Below are 16,413 nucleotides of genomic sequence, written 5' to 3' on the forward strand. Positions count from 1 at the left end.
AATCCTTGGCCAAGCCTCCCTGCTCAAGGCTGACCCGCCCTTACATGGCCTGTCGCTATAATTGGGCGTTCCCCTGCAAGGACCGGAATCTATGACGCTCCCCTGCTTCAAAGCCTATGACATCCGCGGGCGGGTGCCGGAAGAACTGAACCCCACCTTGGCCGAACGCATTGGTGCAGGTACCGATACCTTGCTCGGCCCTGGCCCCGTGGTTCTGGGCTATGACATCCGCTTGAGCAGTCCAGAGCTTCATCAGGCCTTGGCTCAAGGCTTCCGCAATGCAGGCCGTGACGTGATCGACATTGGCCTGTGTGGGACCGAAGAAGTCTATTTCCAGACCTTTCACCGCAGCGCTGCCGGGGGCGTGATGGTGACAGCAAGCCACAATCCCATGGATTACAACGGCATGAAGCTCGTACGCGAACACTCGCGTCCGATCAGCGGCGATACTGGCTTGTTTGACGTGCGCGACTACGCCGCAACTGCCAGTGAGTTGCCTGCTGGCGGCGAGGGCAAGCTCTTCCAGGACCCGGACAAGCGTGACTACATTGCCCATCTTCTGGGTTATATCGACAGCAGTGTGCTGAAGCCATTGAAGATCGTCGTCAATGCCGGCAACGGTGGTGCTGGCCTGGTAATCGACCAGTTGGCCCCTCACCTTCCATTTGAGTTCATTCGCATCCAGCATGAACCTGATGGGCGCTTTCCCAACGGCATTCCCAATCCGTTGTTGATCGAGAATCGTGACGCAACCGCCAACGCCGTGCGCACCCATGATGCCGACTTCGGCATCGCCTGGGATGGCGACTTTGACCGTTGCTTCTTCTTTGATGCGCAGGGCAACTTCATCGAAGGTTATTACCTGGTTGGTCTGCTCGCCACCGCACTGCTGAAACGCAATCCGGGCGGCAAGATCATTCATGATCCTCGCCTGACCTGGAACACGGTGGAGATGGTCGAGCAAGCCGGTGGCATACCGATCATGAGCAAAACCGGCCACGCTTTCATCAAGGAACGCATGCGTGCCGAAGACGCAATCTACGGCGGCGAAATGAGTGCTCACCACTATTTCCGTGAGTTCGCGTATTGCGACTCGGGCATGATCCCGTGGCTGCTGATCGCCGAACTCGTATCGCAGAGCGGTACCAGCTTGGGCGACCTGGTCGCAGATCGCATGAAAGCCTTCCCTTGCAGTGGTGAAATCAACTTCCGGGTCGACGACGCAAAAGCAACCGTGGCACGCGTGATGGCGCACTACACAGATCAGAATCCCGTCCTCGACTACACTGACGGCGTCAGCGCCGAATTCGATCAATGGCGCTTCAATCTACGCAGTTCGAATACCGAGCCGCTTCTACGTCTGAATGTGGAGACGCGTGGCGATACACAATTGCTGCGCACCCGCACTGAAGAGCTCACCGCCCTTATCGGCGGCAGCACAGACCAACACTGACCAGGACGCATACATGTTGCCCATTGTTCCCGTCATTCTTTCCGGTGGTTCTGGCACCCGCCTGTGGCCACTTTCCCGCGAAGCCTACCCCAAGCAGTTCCTGCCACTGGTCGGCAAGGACACGATGCTGCAGGCAACCTGGAAGCGTGTTGCGCAGATTGCTGGCGCACCTCCTATTGTTGTTGCCAACCAGGAACATCGGTTCATGGCGGCCGAGCAACTGCGTGAGTGCAAGGTTACCCCACAGGCACTGATCCTCGAACCGGTAGGCCGCAATACTGCCCCCGCTATCGCCATCGCCGCCCTGCAGGCACTGGCAACTGGTGAAGACGCCCTGCTGCTGGTACTACCCTCTGACCATGTGGTCCGCGACCAACACGCATTCCACCAGGCCGTGGCACAGGCCGCCATCGCGGCTGAATCCGGCAAGTTGGTGACATTCGGTATTGTGCCAACCGCCCCCGAGACAGGTTACGGCTACATCAAGGCAGTAATCGGTGAAGGCGTGCGCCCGGTTGAGAGATTTGTGGAGAAGCCAGATCTGCAAACCGCCAAACAGTATGTCAGTTCAGGCGAGTTCTTCTGGAATAGCGGCATGTTCCTGTTCAAGGCATCGCGCTACTTGAATGAACTGGAAAATCTGCAGCCAGCCATTCTCGCAGCCTGCCGCAACGCGCTCGACAACGCCGGGCGCGACAACGACTTCATACGTCTTGACGCAGAAGCATTCGCTGCAAGCCCAAGTGATTCGATCGATTACGCGGTAATGGAAAAAACCGTCGACGCTGCTGTTGTACCGCTGGATGCAGGCTGGAATGACGTGGGCTCCTGGTCAGCCCTCTGGGAAGTATCAGACAAGGACAGCAATGGAAATGCCTGCCATGGCGACGTCATCGCACTGGACTGTAAAGACAGCTATGCCTATGGCAACCGACTGATCGCCATGGTCGGCTTGCAGGACACCGTTGTTGTGGAGACCGACGATGCGGTATTTGTCGGCCACAAGGATCGTGTTCAGGACGTCAAGGAAATCGTCGCCCGGATCAAGAAAGAAGGGCGTAGCGAGGCCAGCGCACACCGGAAGGTTTATCGCCCCTGGGGCGCATACGACTCGATCGATAACGGCACTCGCTTCCAGGTCAAACGTATTACGGTCAATCCCGGCGCCACCCTGAGCCTGCAGATGCACCACCATCGCGCGGAGCACTGGATTGTCGTCAGTGGTACGGCTGAGGTTACCCGAGGCGAGGATGTGATCCTCCTGACCGAGAATCAAAGCACCTATATTCCACTTGGCGTAACCCATCGCCTGAAGAATCCAGGCAAGCTACCGCTCGAGCTGATTGAAGTACAGTCCGGCAGCTATCTGGGCGAAGACGACATTGTGCGCTTCGAGGATAGTTACGGACGCGCCTGATCGTTCACACCTGGAAAAGCCCTGCACAAGCAGGGCTTTTTTTATAGCCAATCAGCGGAAGCCCTGTAGGGAACATGCCGTGCGGGAGAGGATCGGTTGCTGCATCTCCAGCACTATCTGGCAAACGGCATCAAAAAACCTTTCCCTGCGTCGCACTCATCCCTCGTGATGAGTACGACACAGATCAGATCAGCTCTTCGCTGCCAGCACTATTCCCTTGTAGGTGACTTCGCCAGCACCGTTCGTCAGCACGCGCAGCTCCAGATTCTTCACAGGCTCATCAAGGCTGAATTCGATGGTGTGCAGTTCCACCCCATCCCCCTTCACCTCAACCGTACCCAATGTCCTGCTTCCGCCTTCTGCCACGACATCCAACGTCGCCACCACCTGCTGCGCAGGGTCTGCAGAACCAGACACCTCGAATGAAGCGGTGTAGCGCCCCCGCCCTAGCACCATATACGGCCCATACTGCAGAAAACCTGCTTGACCCTGCTTGGCCCGCAACGCGCCATCAGCTGCCGTCCATTGCCCAACTGTCTTCGAGCCGTCCGGTGCCGCCAGTATCTGAACTGGCTTGCGCAGCTTCATGCTCCAGCCGGGAATATCCTCGGCAATGTTCCGCGGAAAAACGAACACTCGCAACGAACCAATACGGGCCTCTCTAACGGGTTGTCCCACATATCGCGTCAACTCCCCCCAGTTGATCGCTGCGACTTCTACATCTTCAAGCAGCAGAAAACTCTCACCCTGCCACGCCTCGGGCTCATACCAGCGGTCAGAAGACAGATGCCGCATGGGCAATGGCAGCCCATTGAAGATATTGATCTGACGCGTCTTTACCGCGCCATCAGTCAGCACCGTGGTTACCCCGGCGTTCCAGTAGCCAGCATAACCATACCGAAGCCCCATTGACGTCAACTGATCAATCCGCGCGTCGCGCTGGGGATTCATCCAACCAGGATTGATGAACGACCCTGGACTAAACCGAACCAGATTGCCCGTTGCAAGCAACAACGCCAGCCCGACCACCAACGCAGCCCCGAGACCCGGCGGCTTTCTGAGCGGTGAGCAGAGCAATACCACGAGACACAGCACGACCGTTGGGGCGAGGTAGCGCGCCACAGCCACCGGATCCGTCATGTCAGCGATGGTGGTGGTGACATGCAAGAACAAGAAGCAGGCCGCCACACCTGCGACCAAGCCACCTGCAAATCGGGCCCGGTCACTGCTGCTTCGGCAAAGCTCAACTATCTTCCACCCCATCAAGACCAGCAGAATCAACGCCGCACTCATTCGAAGCGCTGCGTAGATACCGACTGCGCCGATGACATTGCCACCAGCCGTTGGAATCCCCCCTAGCAGCGCCATCAATGCCTGGAGGGTATGCGCGGCGTTGTCGACCATCCCGTCGAAACCAAGCCATCTGGCTGCACCCACGCCCTCGTTGTTGTTTACATGCCGCAGCGTCCACGTGCTGAGCATGACCCCCACGATGCATCCAATAGCCGTCGCGCCCAGCACCGGGAGCAAGGCCCGCAGCCTGCCCTCCCAGTTCTTGCCCCACAGGTATGCCAGCAAGCCACAGCACAGCGGCAAGACATAGGTCGCCAACGCCCGCTGCGGGTTGCTCCACGCAAGCAAGGCGACCACGACAACCAGGACCAGCAGCCAAACCGGCCGGCGCCGTGCGTCGGCGGTTATAACGCTCCACGACAGCATCGCAGTCAGACAGGTCAACATGACCATGACCCCGTAGGCGGCCTGTCCGAAAATGTCCTCGTCGATATTGGCTGAAATACCGCCAGCAAGAGCCGCAAGCGCCAGCAATCGCTGCCAGACCTTACCGCCCAGCAGCCCAGAGAACCACCAGATGCATGCGAGAATCAGTAGCGAAGTGACAGCTCCAACAACTGCAAATGCGGCATAGCTGTTGTCAGTAAAGAACAACAACAGCCACACCCCCAGTTGCGGGAAGACAACCATCAAATCCTTGTTTACGTAGTTCCAGCCCGGCGGAAAGAAGCTGCCGGTATCGTGCATCTCTTGCGCCAGCAGGCTTCTGACCGAAGAATCCGAGTGAAACGCCCCCTTGTAGCCGGTGAACAGATACACCACCAGCAGCACCAGGTTCAGCGCCAACAAGAGTGAAGCAAGGGTATTTCGCCCTCGATCACTGGCCACATATGCGCAAATACGTGCCAGCCCCGCGCCCAGCTTGCTACCGACCGAGGGGAACGCATCTGAAGTGGATTTACTCACAAGGGATTTCCATACATCCAGGCCAGTGTTGTGGAGAAGTCATACGCAGGCATCGCACCAACCCTGGCCAATACCTTTTCATTTGTGCCACGCAGTGACTTGACCTCGTTGTCGCGTACGAATGCCGGATTCACGCGCACTTCGATGTTGTGCCCGGACAGTTCACGTAGCGTCTCCACCACCCGCTGCAATGACCACTCGACCCCCGAACATATGTTGTAGACCTCACCACTTGCTGGAACAGCCAGCAATCGCGAGTACAGTACAGCGACACAACGCACGTCATAGAAATCACGTGAGACATCTATGTTTCCGAGCTCGATCACCGGAGCGCGTCGTTGGAAATGCGACACGATCTTCGGGATGAGGAATCGCTCTGATTGACCGACTCCGGTGTAGTTGAAAGGCCTGACAATGGTGATCGGCAGCTGATCCTTCCATAGCGAAGCCATGGCTTCCATGGCCATCTTGCTAACCGCGTAGTCGTTCTGTGGCGAGTAGGGCGCACACTCATCGAGTATTCCCCCGACGTTACCGTAAACGTTCGCACTGCTCGCCAGCAGCACGTGCGCTGGCGGCGTTGGAAGTGCCGCCAGCGCTTCCAGCAAATTACGTGTACCCACGATATTGACGCGATAGATCTCGTCAGCGTCACCATGGGCAACAAAAGAGATCGCCGCCAGATGCACCACGAGTTCAGGCTGCAATTCATGCAGGAGTCGACGCAACCCCTCGCGATCCAGCAGGTTCACCGAACCCGATGCGAGCGAGCCCGTGCCACCAGAGAGATTGAGCACCTCGCATCCATCGGCGAGCAGCCGCTCGATGACATAGCGTCCGGTAAAACCGGACGCTCCCGTCACCAGTACCCGCTTACCGGCCAGGTCAGAAAGAGAAGCCACGCTCATTCCTCTTAAGATCAGCTTCCACCATCATCTGGCAGAGCTGCTCCAAGGTGGTCTGCGGCTTCCAGCCAAGAATACGCTCAGCCTTCTCTGGGTTACCGATCAAAAGATCGACCTCTGCCGGGCGGTGGAACTTTGCATTGATACGCATCACCGTCTTGCCGGTGGCGGTGTCAATTGCAGTTTCGTCCTGGTCGCTGCCGCGGAACTCCACTTCGATACCTGCACCCTTGAACGCCATCTGCACGAAGTCACGCACGGTTTCGGTACGGTTGGTAGCCAGAACGAAAGTGTCCGGCTGATCGGCCTGCAGCATGCGCCACATTCCTTCCACGTACTCCTTGGCGAAGCCCCAGTCACGTTTGGCATCCAGGTTGCCCAGCTCCAGGCAGTCCAGCTGACCCAGTTTGATCTTTGCCACCGAATCGGTGATTTTGCGCGTTACGAATTCACGCCCACGCAGCGGGCTTTCATGATTGAACAAGATGCCGCTGGAACCAAAGATGTCATAGCTCTCACGGTAGTTGACCGTGATCCAATGCGCATAAAGCTTGGCAACACCATAGGGGCTACGCGGATAGAACGGCGTTTCTTCGATCTGCGGAATTGCCTGCACTTTTCCGAACATTTCCGACGTCGATGCCTGATAAAAGCGGATCTTCGGATTGATCAGACGAATTGCCTCAAGCAGATGCAGCGCGCCGACACCAGTGATCTGCGCGGTGGTCGTGGGCTGTTCGAAGCTGACGCCGACGAAGCTCTGCGCGGCCAGATTGTAGATCTCATCCGGCTGGATCTTCTGCACCATCGCAATGGTGGTGCCAAGATCGGTCAAATCGTACTCGACAAGATGCAGATTGGGGTGTTTGGCAACGCCCACTTCCTCCAGGCGCCAGAAGTTGACCGAACTGGTGCGACGGTAGGTACCGTGGACTTCGTAGCCCTTGGCGAGCAGCAGTTCAGTCAGATACGCACCGTCCTGACCCGTAATACCAGTGATGATTGCCTTCTTCATGGTCTCTCTTCTTCAATAAAAATGATCAATTCGGTATCGAAGCCATTCTCCGCGCACCAGAACCTGCCGCGACTGGCTCCGTTGTTCGTCAAGCCATTGATGGGGGCGCGCGCCGGGATACGCCCGATGCCGCAAAATCACTCCCATCTGGTGGTAAATACCGGAAATCATGCCGCGCCTGTTCACGACTGGGCATGGGCCTGCCCAACGAATGACGCGCGCCCAACACCCCAACACCATTTACCTGGCATGACATTCGGCTCGCCAACATACTCAAGCAGCCCCCTCCTCAAGGCAAGTGAACTGGTCGGCCCAGTCGGAGAGAGATGACTCAACAACGCCACACCAGCGCAGGCGCCGACGCGCCGGCGAATCTTCGTCCGGTGATCCAGGCCCAAGCAGCAGGACATCGACCGACCGGGCATCGACGGGTTCTTCCGGCAGCATGTCTGCCGGGCACCCGAGCAGCTCGAGCGTGAAACGACGCGCGTATCGATATGTCCCATCGCCGTCGGCGGATACCGGCTCAATTCGCCATCCAGATGGCGGCGCAAGCAGCAGTTCACGTAGCCTGGACAGATTCGTCTTTGCCCCATCAATGACAAGCGACCCGATATCGACAAAGGCCTGCCGCGCGGACAGCTTGGCCGTAAAGCCCCACGCCAATGCCTGACCCAATGCGCCTTCATCCACGGGGCGCCCACCAGCAGCCAAATGCCGGCCCAACGCCGACAACAGTCCACGCTGCGAACCAGGCGACTCTGCATAGAACTCTTCGATCGCCCGCGCGTAGTCGGTGGCACATTGACGCGGCTTGTGCACCTCCAACATCAGTGCCTTGCCCGCAGCGGCCAGCTTCGCTCGTCGCGCTGAATCCCCGTGGAGACTTATCAATGCTTCCCGCAAGGCGGCATCATCAAACTCGTCGGGCAGTTTTATCAGGGCATCATCAGGTAGATCAGCCATGGATCCATTGGCATTGACTACTGTAGCCAAACCATAATTCAAGGCATCCAATACTGCTGCCGAGGTTTCGCCGCGCGACATCGAGCGCAATTGAACAGCAATATCGCCGGCCAGTAGATACCCGTGGAAATCCTCAGGACTCGCAAAGCCGGTAATTCGAATACGCCCACTCGCTGGACTGGACTGGATCCGGCGACGGATTGCATCGCCATATTCGTTGGGATCTCCCTCACCGACAAAAACCAGATAGCAACGTTCATCCTGTGCCAAGGGAGATGCCAGCCATGCATCGAGCAGGCGCGCGTTGAGTTTTGATGGCGCCATGAAACCGAAGCTGCACACCACGAATGCATCGGCAGGGAGATCCAATGACGTCCGTGCTGCGGCCTGGTCGGCAGCCGTGAACAGAGCTGTCGCCCGCATCAGTGGCACCTGCTTCCAGCGAACGGCATCTGCACCGGGATAGAAATGGTCAGCCATCCGCGTGGATACCGGCGAATGGACAATCAAGCCCAACGCGGCAGCAAGAACCGGGTAGTTACAGGGATAGTCCCGAACCAGCACCTCGTGTTGATATGCAGCGAGCTTGACCAGCGGTTCATAGCCGTGAGACCGATACAGAACGTCGGCCCAAGTCCCCCGCATACCCATTGCGAGCTCGCGATAGGCAGCCAGGCCACTAAGGAAGAAGTCGTGCAGAACAACGACCCCTGGCACCCGTTCGAGCAGCTCAACCATGTGTACATGAAAAGCTGAATTTCCGAAGTGATAGATCACTCGATCATAGCTGGCTCCATTGGCTTGAAACCACGCCAAATCACGAACCCGCGCCGCGCCGATGACTGCGCCACCCGCAACGTCCTGCTGTGCAATGATGACGTCAATTTCATAGTGCCTGGCCAACTCTGGAATCAGCTGGGCGCTGTAATCAGCGATACCACTGCGCTCTGGCGGCAAGGGCGACACATATGCCAATCGCGGCCGCGCGGGTGCCGTTGGCCTCGCACAGCATACCTCCATCGCCTCGATGGCCTTGATCGCACTTGCATCCCAGGAGAACTTTGAGGCCTGCACCGGCGCGTGTGCGAGCAGACGCTGGCGGAACGCCTCATCCGTCAAGCCCTGTGCGATTTTCTCCATGATCGCGTGATCGTCGTATGGATCGAACAGCGCCTCTTCCAGCCCAATGACCTCGGGGAGACTGGAGGTACCCGCACCGATTACCGGTGCACCACATTGCATCGCTTCAAGCGCGGGCAAGCCAAAGCCTTCATGCCAAGACGGGAACACAAACAGGCGGGCAAGATTGTAGAGCCCCACCAGATCCTCGTCAGACACGAAGCCGGTAAGCACCACTTCGTCTTCATCGAGGCCGCAATCGCGCATCAGGCGAGTCAATTGTTGCCTGGGCTCCTCATGCACAGAGCACACAATCGCCAACTGGTGGGCAGCACGCAGCTGCGGCGGCAGCATCGCATATGCGCGAATCAAGCCTTCGATATTCTTTCGGTAGTCGATGCCACCGGTATACATGACAAACGGACGATGCAAGGCGTACTTGCCGCGCAACCCTGGTTCATCCAGGAGATCAGGATGCAGGCGTTTGAATCCGCCATCGATGGCAGACGATATGTTGACAACATCTGTGGAATCGAAGCCGAGATGATCGACGGCCTCTTGCGCAGCTGAAGATGATATTCCGAGCAGCAGGTCTGCCCTGCGCATGTGCGCCACTTTCTCGTGATACCAGCGCGCCATGGTCTCACTGCCCAGATAGCGCTTCTGATAGATCAACGGAATCAGGTCGAACAACGTCACCGCGGTTCGCAGCCGCGACTCGCCGACACCAACACTGGTGATGGCAGGTTCACCCAGCCCTTCAAAGAGGCTGGAGACATGCACGATGTCCGGCTTCAGCGAAGCCAGGAAAGCATCCCGCAATCGCTCATCAACGCCATCATCAACGGCCAAACCAACACTACGCACCGGTAGCCAGACATGAAAATGATCTTCTGGCAGCAGGCCCTCGAACGCCTTGATGATCGGCTCGATGCTATCTGCAAAGCTGCCATTGAGCAGCACACGAATCTCATGCCGACCAGCATTGCGAGCCATCGCCGTTGCCAATGACAGCGAATAGCGTCCGATGCCCCGGAAGCGACTGCCGGTCTGCGCACCCTGGAGATCAATGACGATACGCACTTAGTTTCTGGCTCCTGCAACGGAATGGCGCAGACGCAACAGGCTCTGCTTCGCTTGGACGGAAATGCCCTCTGGCAAAGGAGCTGAAAGCATGCTCAGCAGTGCATCAGAGTCCCTGTCGGTCCGGACATTGTGGGAAGCCGCGATCGCAGCAGGACGCGTGACTACGCCATGCAGTCGGCGCAGGTGACCATCCAACGAAGGAACCACATTGATTGCTCGACGAGCGATGCGTCTGAGCACAACGGATCGAGCAGCACGCTGCAGTGCACTGCGCATCTTGCGCTTGATGAGCTGCACGAGACGCGAGAACGCGGCAGCCAGGCGTCGAGCCAGGTACACGGGAGCTTTCAACATGGCTCTGGCCGAGCGCGCAAGTACACGCAAGGGCGCTGTGACTACCCACGAGGTACTGCGGTGTATCACCATCAGGTCAGCATGCAGGTGGGCTGCTCGAGCCAAGGCAGCATCCCGCTCCTCGGATACCGCTCCAATTGCAGCGGCGACTGCATCAGCCGTCATCCGATGGGCTTCCAGCAACTGTTCTTGAAGGCTGCTGGCTCGACTCAATGCCTCGGCTTGAGCGTCCAGCAAGGCATTCTCGCGATCACGGGCTTCGAGGCCCATACGCAATTTCTGCTGTTCAAGAACCTCTCCTTGCTGGAGCAGAGTCTGCTGTACCTGGGCCCTGGCTTCTTCCGAACTGGAAACATCACTCAAGGCTCGCGCCAGCTCGCCACGCAGCACCGCGATGTCCCGATTCAGTGTCGAGGTAAAGGTCGAGGTTGCCGTCCCAGCCAGACTGAAACGGTCAAAAACGTTGGGCCCCGCACGAAACGCATCAACGAGTTTTTCATGTGCGTCGCTCACATAGAAACGATTGAGCCCATCGAAATAGACAAACCGGTAGCCCTTGCCTGTGACCAGTTCCTCCCACTCCTCATGATTCTGCTCCTGGCTCATGGGACGGGTGCTCTCAATCACCAGCACCCATGGCCGGACAGCTCCATGCCAGCCCTCCAGGACCTGGCGCTCAGCGCCCTCGACATCGATCTTGAGCCAATGAATCGGGCCAGAAACCAGATCCAGAACATGATCAAGCGTTACCACTGGCACAACCTCGCGGCTGACCTCCCGCCCCGCTCGCTCGTATCCCTCCGCCAGGTCCTCTCGCGAAGTACTCAAGCCCGTCCCTGACATTGCGAACAGCGAGCCCAAACCTTGTTCAGCCCCTACCATCGCCTGAACGATCACATCGCCGGGGCGCTCCTTGCGAAGCTGCGCGGCGTAAACCGGCATGGGCTCGACATGAACCCCTTTCCAGCCATTCTCATGGAAGGCCCGGCTTACCGAATCCTCATAGGCGCTCTGTGCACCGACGTCGACGTAGTTTCCTTGACCCACATGGGCCAACGCACGCCACAAGATGACGTCTTCGAAATTCTGTGCATACGAGACAATTCCTTCACTCACGCTGCACCTCCCGCACTGCCGGCCGCTGCGGCAGCGCTGCGTTCGATTCCGAAGGCAGCATCCAACCAATTGGTACCGATGAAAACATCACGATCTACATTGATCACGTCAAACACCAACAGGTTGTCGACCCACTCGTAGTTGTTTTCCAGGTGATTGTCGCCACTGACCAGCGCAGGCGACACCGAATATGATCCCGGGCCCAGTGTGCAGCTGAAAGGCAACGAAAACACCACCGTCTCCCCTGCTTCAAGCTTGTATTCGACCTGCCCTGTGTGCCAGGTATTGGTACCCCAGACCACATGCCCATACTTGTCGCGGATCATGTAGCCCAGAACCAGGCGATCCACAGCAGCATGAACTCCAGCGGTGAGTCTGAGCTCCACTTTCTGGCCCACGGTAGCAACCTTGACAGGATTGCCGTCTGCATCAAGCAACGCCAGCGAATCACAGGTCACTTCGCGGGTCCCGCTACGCGTCAGCAGCCATCCATCATCTTCGCGATGCTGTTCGATACTGAGCGCCTGGTTCTCCTTCTTTGCGACCAAGGCGTTGTAGTAGTCCACAACCTCATCAGGCGAGCCGTCCTTCAACACACGTCCTGCATCCAGCAGAATCACTCGATCGCACAAGGTCTTTATCTCGGACATGCCGTGCGATACAAACAGGATCGACGTCCCCTGCTCGCGGAATGCACGAATGCGGTCGAAACTCTTATGCTGAAAATACGAGTCACCTACTGACAGCGCTTCATCCACGATCAGAATATCCGGCTTGAATGCGGTCGCAACACTGAATGCCACACGCATCTGCATGCCACTGGAATAGGTCCGCACAGGCTGATCAAAATACTCCCCGATCTCGGCAAATGCTTCGATGTCGGGCATCGCAGCAAGGATCTTCGCCAGCTCATGCCCCATCAGACCGGCAGCGTGCACCACATTCTGGCGGCCAGTCAGCTCCGGATTGAACCCCATGCCGAGTTCAAGAATCGCTGCAATGCTTCCGCTGCGACCGGCACTGCCCACGGTAGGGCGAACGGTTCCGGTCACGATTTTTAGCAGGGTACTCTTGCCCGCTCCATTCTGACCAATCAGGCCTATCGTCTCACCCGGGCCAACGTGCAGATTGATGTCCTGCAGAACCCAGTTTTCCTCCTTGGGACGAGCCGGCAAACCAAACCAGGATGCCACCCGCTTCCACTCGCTGCCCCAGTTTCGGTAGGCCTTGCCCACACCACTCAGTGTAAGTTCGCCGCTCACAGTGCATCCACCATTTCCGGGCTGGCGCGACGAAACACGACCAGCGAAACAAAAGTCAGAATAACAGTCGCAACGAGCAACCAGACCATGTCACCCCAGAGCGGGGGCTGTTCATAGAGCAGCACATTTTGGTAGCTGCTGACCAATGGATATAGCGGATTCAGCTTAAATATGTCCTGCACCGCCTCAGGCAAGATGCGAATGTTGTAGACAATCGGGGTAAGCCAGAACATCGCCTGCAGTACAACCGGCACCACCTGCCCGATATCGCGCATGAACACGTTCAATACACCCAGGATCAAGCCAATGGACATGGCGAAGCACAAGGTGACCAACATCAGCGCGGGCAACCACAGCACGTGAATACCTGGGTAGTGCCCCAATACTGCAAACACCGCCAAGATGGCAACCAACAGCAATACGTTGTTGACCAGCATTGTGCCGGCAGTGATGAAAGGCAGGCATATCCTTGGAAACGCCATTTTTTTCATCAGGTTCCCACTGTCAACAAACAACGTAACGCACTTTCCCACCGTCTCAGCAAACAGGCTCCAGCACAACGTTCCGGCCATCAGATACAAGGCGTAGCCGTACTTGTTATCAATGCCCGGCAGTTTCGCCGACAGTACTTCGGACAGGATCGTGGCAAAAATCAGAACCTGCATCAGCGGATGGATGATCATCCATAGAGCACCCAGCTTGCTTCTGATGAAACGCACCCTCAACTCGTTCTTGATCGAGGAGAGGATGAAGTATCGATAGGCCCATATGGACCGGATTATGCCGCTCATTGCGTTCCTCGCACTTCAATATCAATGTGACGATTGCGGCTCTGCGCAGCCCCGTCCTGGATCTGCGCCAACCTCTCAAGGATGCCCGCTGCAGCTGCCTGCCCCGACAATGTAGTTTCGACCTTGTGCTTGGCCTTGCGCCCGAGCTCCGCAGCTACGGCGGGCTCATCGACCAATCTGCGCATCCAGCTGGCCGCCTGAACAATGTCCGCATCGGCCCAGCGCTGCCCCTCCCCCCCCGGATACTCACCTTCCGTCAAGGGCACCAAGGTGTAATCAACGAGTGCAACCGACTCGGCATCCATGAATTCCATGTTGCCGGACCAGGCAGTCGCGATCACCGGCTTACCCAAAGCCATACACTCCGCCAATCCCATGCCGAAGCCTTCGGCGCGATGCAGTGACACGTAAGCATCACAGCAACGATGCAAGGCGCTGAGATGTTCGCGTTCGATCACCTCATCGCGAATGAGGATACGATCATCGCCATCTACCAGTTGCAGCAGATGCTGCAACCAATGCGGGAAACGATAGCCATTGCTGCTCTTCACCAGCAAGCGCACATCTGCCCGGTCACGCGGGAATGCCTCGAGAAACGAGCGTATTGCCGCCTCAGGATTTTTACGCTCCATGCGAGAGCTGAAATCAAAAGTAACCAGAAAAACGAACGCATCATCCGGCAAACCAAAATCCGTTCGCGTCAAACCACTGTCCATGCTCGGCCCCAGCGGCATTGGCACCTTCAGCACTGGCTTGTTGGTGACACGGCGTAGCGCCTGCTCCACGAAAGAGGTAGCTACAAGCACCTCGTCAACCAAATCCAATGCCGGCAACCAAGCCGTGGGGATGCTCTCCAGCTCCCAGAACCAGCATGCGATCAGGTAACGCCCTTGCAGCCGAGCGCTGCCTATCTCGGCCAGCGCCTGATCTAGATAATCCGGATTGACGAAGACGATGCAAACCCTATGCGGCATATCATTGTCAATATACGAATCAAGCTCATGCTCATCCCGCGCATTGGGCAAACCCAGGTCGACATTCCGCAATGCGATCGGCACGCCATTGGCAATCAAGGCACGGGCATAACTACGCGCGGCTTCGGCAAGGCCGAACTGACCATTGATATAGCCAATGATATTGACGCCCGGAAGCTCCGCATTGGCCACCGTTGCCTTCACCATCGGGGAAGTGGACTTGCGCGACTGCCAAGAGAGCCACGCAGAGGTGCGCTCGAAGCGCGTCCGCGCCTGCAACCGTCGCGTCAGCAAGCGCAACACACCCTCGCGAAACGGCCCCGGCAGCGCGCGATAGGAAATACGCAGCCATTTCTGACTGCGCAGCCACGCCAATGCACGCACCTTTGCAGTGAGATGTCCTGATTCGGAAGAGGTCGTCATGGTGGGTACAAAGACGGTGGTCAGCCCACCAACGCCCTATCCAGATCCATCCGCAGATCCTCAACATCCTCCACGCCCACGCTCAACCGCACCAGCGCATCACTGATGCCCAGCTGCTCGCGGCGAACCACGGGAATCGAGGCGTGCGTCATCACTGCCGGGTGATTGACCAGGCTTTCCACGCCGCCGAGCGACTCGGCCAGGGTGAACAGTTCGGTCTTCTCGCAGAAGCGCTTGGCGGCTTCGAAGCCACCCTTCAGCACGATCGAGACGATGCCGCCGTAGCCGGCCATCTGCTTGCCCGCCAGTTCGTGCTGCGGGTGCGAGGCCAGGCCCGGGTAGATCACCTTCTCCACCGCCGGATGGGATTCCAGCCACTTGGCCAGGTCCATAGCGTTGGCGCAATGCGCCTTCATGCGCAGCGGCAGGGTCTTCAGGCCACGCAGGGCGAGGAAGCTGTCGAACGGGCCCTGCACGCCACCGATGGAGTTCTGCAGGAAGGCCATCTGCTCGGCAAGTTCGGCGTTGTCACCGACCACCACCATGCCACCGACCATGTCGGAATGGCCGTTGAGGTATTTGGTGGCCGAATGCAGCACCAAGTCCGCACCCAGCTCCAGCGGACGCTGCAGCATCGGCGAGGCGAAGGTGTTGTCCACCACCACGATCAGGCCGTGACGCTTGGCAATGGCGGCCACCGCGGCGATGTCCACGATCTTCAGCATCGGGTTGGTCGGGGTCTCGATCCACACCATCTTGGTCTTCGGCGTGATCGCGGCTTCAAACGCGGCCGGGTCGGTCAGGTCGACGAAGCTGAAATCCAGTGCGGCGGTGCGGCGACGCACGCGTTCGAACAGGCGGAAGCTGCCGCCGTAGATGTCGTCCATCGCCACCACGTGGCTGCCGGCATCCAGCAGCTCGATGACGGTGGAGCTGGCGGCCATGCCAGAGGCGAAGGCGAAACCACGGGTACCGCCTTCCAGCGAGGCCACGCAACGTTCGTAGGCGAAGCGTGTCGGGTTGTGGGTACGCGAGTACTCAAAACCCTGATGCTCGCCCGGGCTGGACTGGGCATAGGTCGAGGTCGCGTAGATCGGCGGCATTACTGCGCCGGTGCTGGGGTCAGGCGACTGCCCGCCGTGGATGGCCAAAGTGGCAAGCGACAAGGCGCGCTCGCCGCCCTGGCTGCGTGAATGCTGATCCGTCATAAGGGCTTCCAGCTAAAAGAGAAAAGTCTATCAGTGTGGCCTGAACTGGCCATGGCAGCACCTCC

General features: G+C 58.1%; 11 protein-coding genes. 2 read left to right on the forward strand and 9 right to left on the reverse strand.

Annotated features, from left to right (window positions below; genetic code table 11):
* Nucleotides 1–91: 91 nt before the first annotated feature.
* Both ACVOLV_RS02700 and ACVOLV_RS02705 read left to right on the forward strand, forming a co-directional pair.
* Complete coding sequence (locus ACVOLV_RS02700; protein ID WP_481553077.1) at nt 92–1,453, forward strand: phosphohexomutase domain-containing protein; 1,362 nt, start codon at nt 92–94, stop codon at nt 1,451–1,453.
* 13 nt (nt 1,454–1,466) lie between these two features.
* On the forward strand, nt 1,467–2,870 hold the full coding sequence (locus ACVOLV_RS02705) for a mannose-1-phosphate guanylyltransferase/mannose-6-phosphate isomerase (protein WP_481553019.1): 1,404 nt from the start codon (nt 1,467–1,469) through the stop codon (nt 2,868–2,870).
* Between the two features lie 189 nt (nt 2,871–3,059).
* Here the strand turns inward: ACVOLV_RS02705 and ACVOLV_RS02710 are convergent, their stop codons facing one another.
* The 9 genes from ACVOLV_RS02710 to ACVOLV_RS02750 form a co-directional block, all read right to left on the reverse strand.
* On the reverse strand, nt 3,060–5,129 hold the full coding sequence (locus tag ACVOLV_RS02710; RefSeq protein WP_481553020.1) for a hypothetical protein: 2,070 nt from the start codon (nt 5,127–5,129) through the stop codon (nt 3,060–3,062).
* The gene (locus tag ACVOLV_RS02715; RefSeq protein WP_481553021.1) at nt 5,126–6,037 is read right to left on the reverse strand and encodes a GDP-mannose 4,6-dehydratase; all 912 of its coding nucleotides are present in this window, start codon (nt 6,035–6,037) and stop codon (nt 5,126–5,128) included. The genes ACVOLV_RS02710 and ACVOLV_RS02715 overlap by 4 nt, the downstream gene beginning before the upstream one ends.
* Nucleotides 6,015–7,049, reverse strand: coding sequence for a GDP-mannose 4,6-dehydratase (gene gmd, locus ACVOLV_RS02720; RefSeq protein WP_481553022.1), 1,035 nt, complete (start codon nt 7,047–7,049; stop codon nt 6,015–6,017). Before gmd ends, ACVOLV_RS02715 begins: the two co-directional genes overlap by 23 nt.
* Nucleotides 7,050–7,322: 273 nt before the next feature.
* Nucleotides 7,323–10,217, reverse strand: a complete 2,895-nt coding sequence (locus tag ACVOLV_RS02725; RefSeq protein ID WP_481553023.1) for a glycosyltransferase — start codon at nt 10,215–10,217, stop codon at nt 7,323–7,325.
* Nucleotides 10,218–11,690 (reverse strand): FkbM family methyltransferase, encoded by a 1,473-nt coding sequence (locus ACVOLV_RS02730; RefSeq protein ID WP_481553024.1) that lies wholly within the window; start codon nt 11,688–11,690, stop codon nt 10,218–10,220.
* On the reverse strand, nt 11,687–12,952 hold the full coding sequence (locus tag ACVOLV_RS02735) for an ABC transporter ATP-binding protein (protein WP_481553025.1): 1,266 nt from the start codon (nt 12,950–12,952) through the stop codon (nt 11,687–11,689). The genes ACVOLV_RS02730 and ACVOLV_RS02735 overlap by 4 nt, the downstream gene beginning before the upstream one ends.
* Nucleotides 12,949–13,743: an ABC transporter permease gene (locus tag ACVOLV_RS02740; protein ID WP_481553026.1), complete on the reverse strand. Its 795-nt coding sequence runs from the start codon at nt 13,741–13,743 to the stop codon at nt 12,949–12,951. The genes ACVOLV_RS02735 and ACVOLV_RS02740 overlap by 4 nt, the downstream gene beginning before the upstream one ends.
* Nucleotides 13,740–15,140 (reverse strand): glycosyltransferase family 4 protein, encoded by a 1,401-nt coding sequence (locus ACVOLV_RS02745; protein WP_481553027.1) that lies wholly within the window; start codon nt 15,138–15,140, stop codon nt 13,740–13,742. Before ACVOLV_RS02745 ends, ACVOLV_RS02740 begins: the two co-directional genes overlap by 4 nt.
* Before the next feature lie 20 nt (nt 15,141–15,160).
* Nucleotides 15,161–16,348, reverse strand: a complete 1,188-nt coding sequence (locus ACVOLV_RS02750; protein ID WP_481553028.1) for a cystathionine gamma-synthase — start codon at nt 16,346–16,348, stop codon at nt 15,161–15,163.
* Nucleotides 16,349–16,413 lie beyond the last annotated feature (65 nt).

The sequence above is a fragment of the Stenotrophomonas sp. STEN023 genome (genome assembly GCF_056760135.1).

What these genes read in the sequence shown, in the direction of transcription:
- ACVOLV_RS02700 (WP_481553077.1), top strand. Translation starts at nt 92, where the DNA reads ATGACGCTCCCCTGCTTCAAAGCCTATGACATCCGCGGGCGGGTGCCG.
- ACVOLV_RS02705 (WP_481553019.1), top strand. Translation starts at nt 1,467, where the DNA reads ATGTTGCCCATTGTTCCCGTCATTCTTTCCGGTGGTTCTGGCACCCGC.
- ACVOLV_RS02715 (WP_481553021.1), bottom strand. Translation starts at nt 6,037, where the DNA reads ATGAGCGTGGCTTCTCTTTCTGACCTGGCCGGTAAGCGGGTACTGGTG.
- gmd (WP_481553022.1), bottom strand. Translation starts at nt 7,049, where the DNA reads ATGAAGAAGGCAATCATCACTGGTATTACGGGTCAGGACGGTGCGTAT.
- ACVOLV_RS02740 (WP_481553026.1), bottom strand. Translation starts at nt 13,743, where the DNA reads ATGAGCGGCATAATCCGGTCCATATGGGCCTATCGATACTTCATCCTC.
- ACVOLV_RS02745 (WP_481553027.1), bottom strand. Translation starts at nt 15,140, where the DNA reads ATGACGACCTCTTCCGAATCAGGACATCTCACTGCAAAGGTGCGTGCA.
- ACVOLV_RS02750 (WP_481553028.1), bottom strand. Translation starts at nt 16,348, where the DNA reads ATGACGGATCAGCATTCACGCAGCCAGGGCGGCGAGCGCGCCTTGTCG.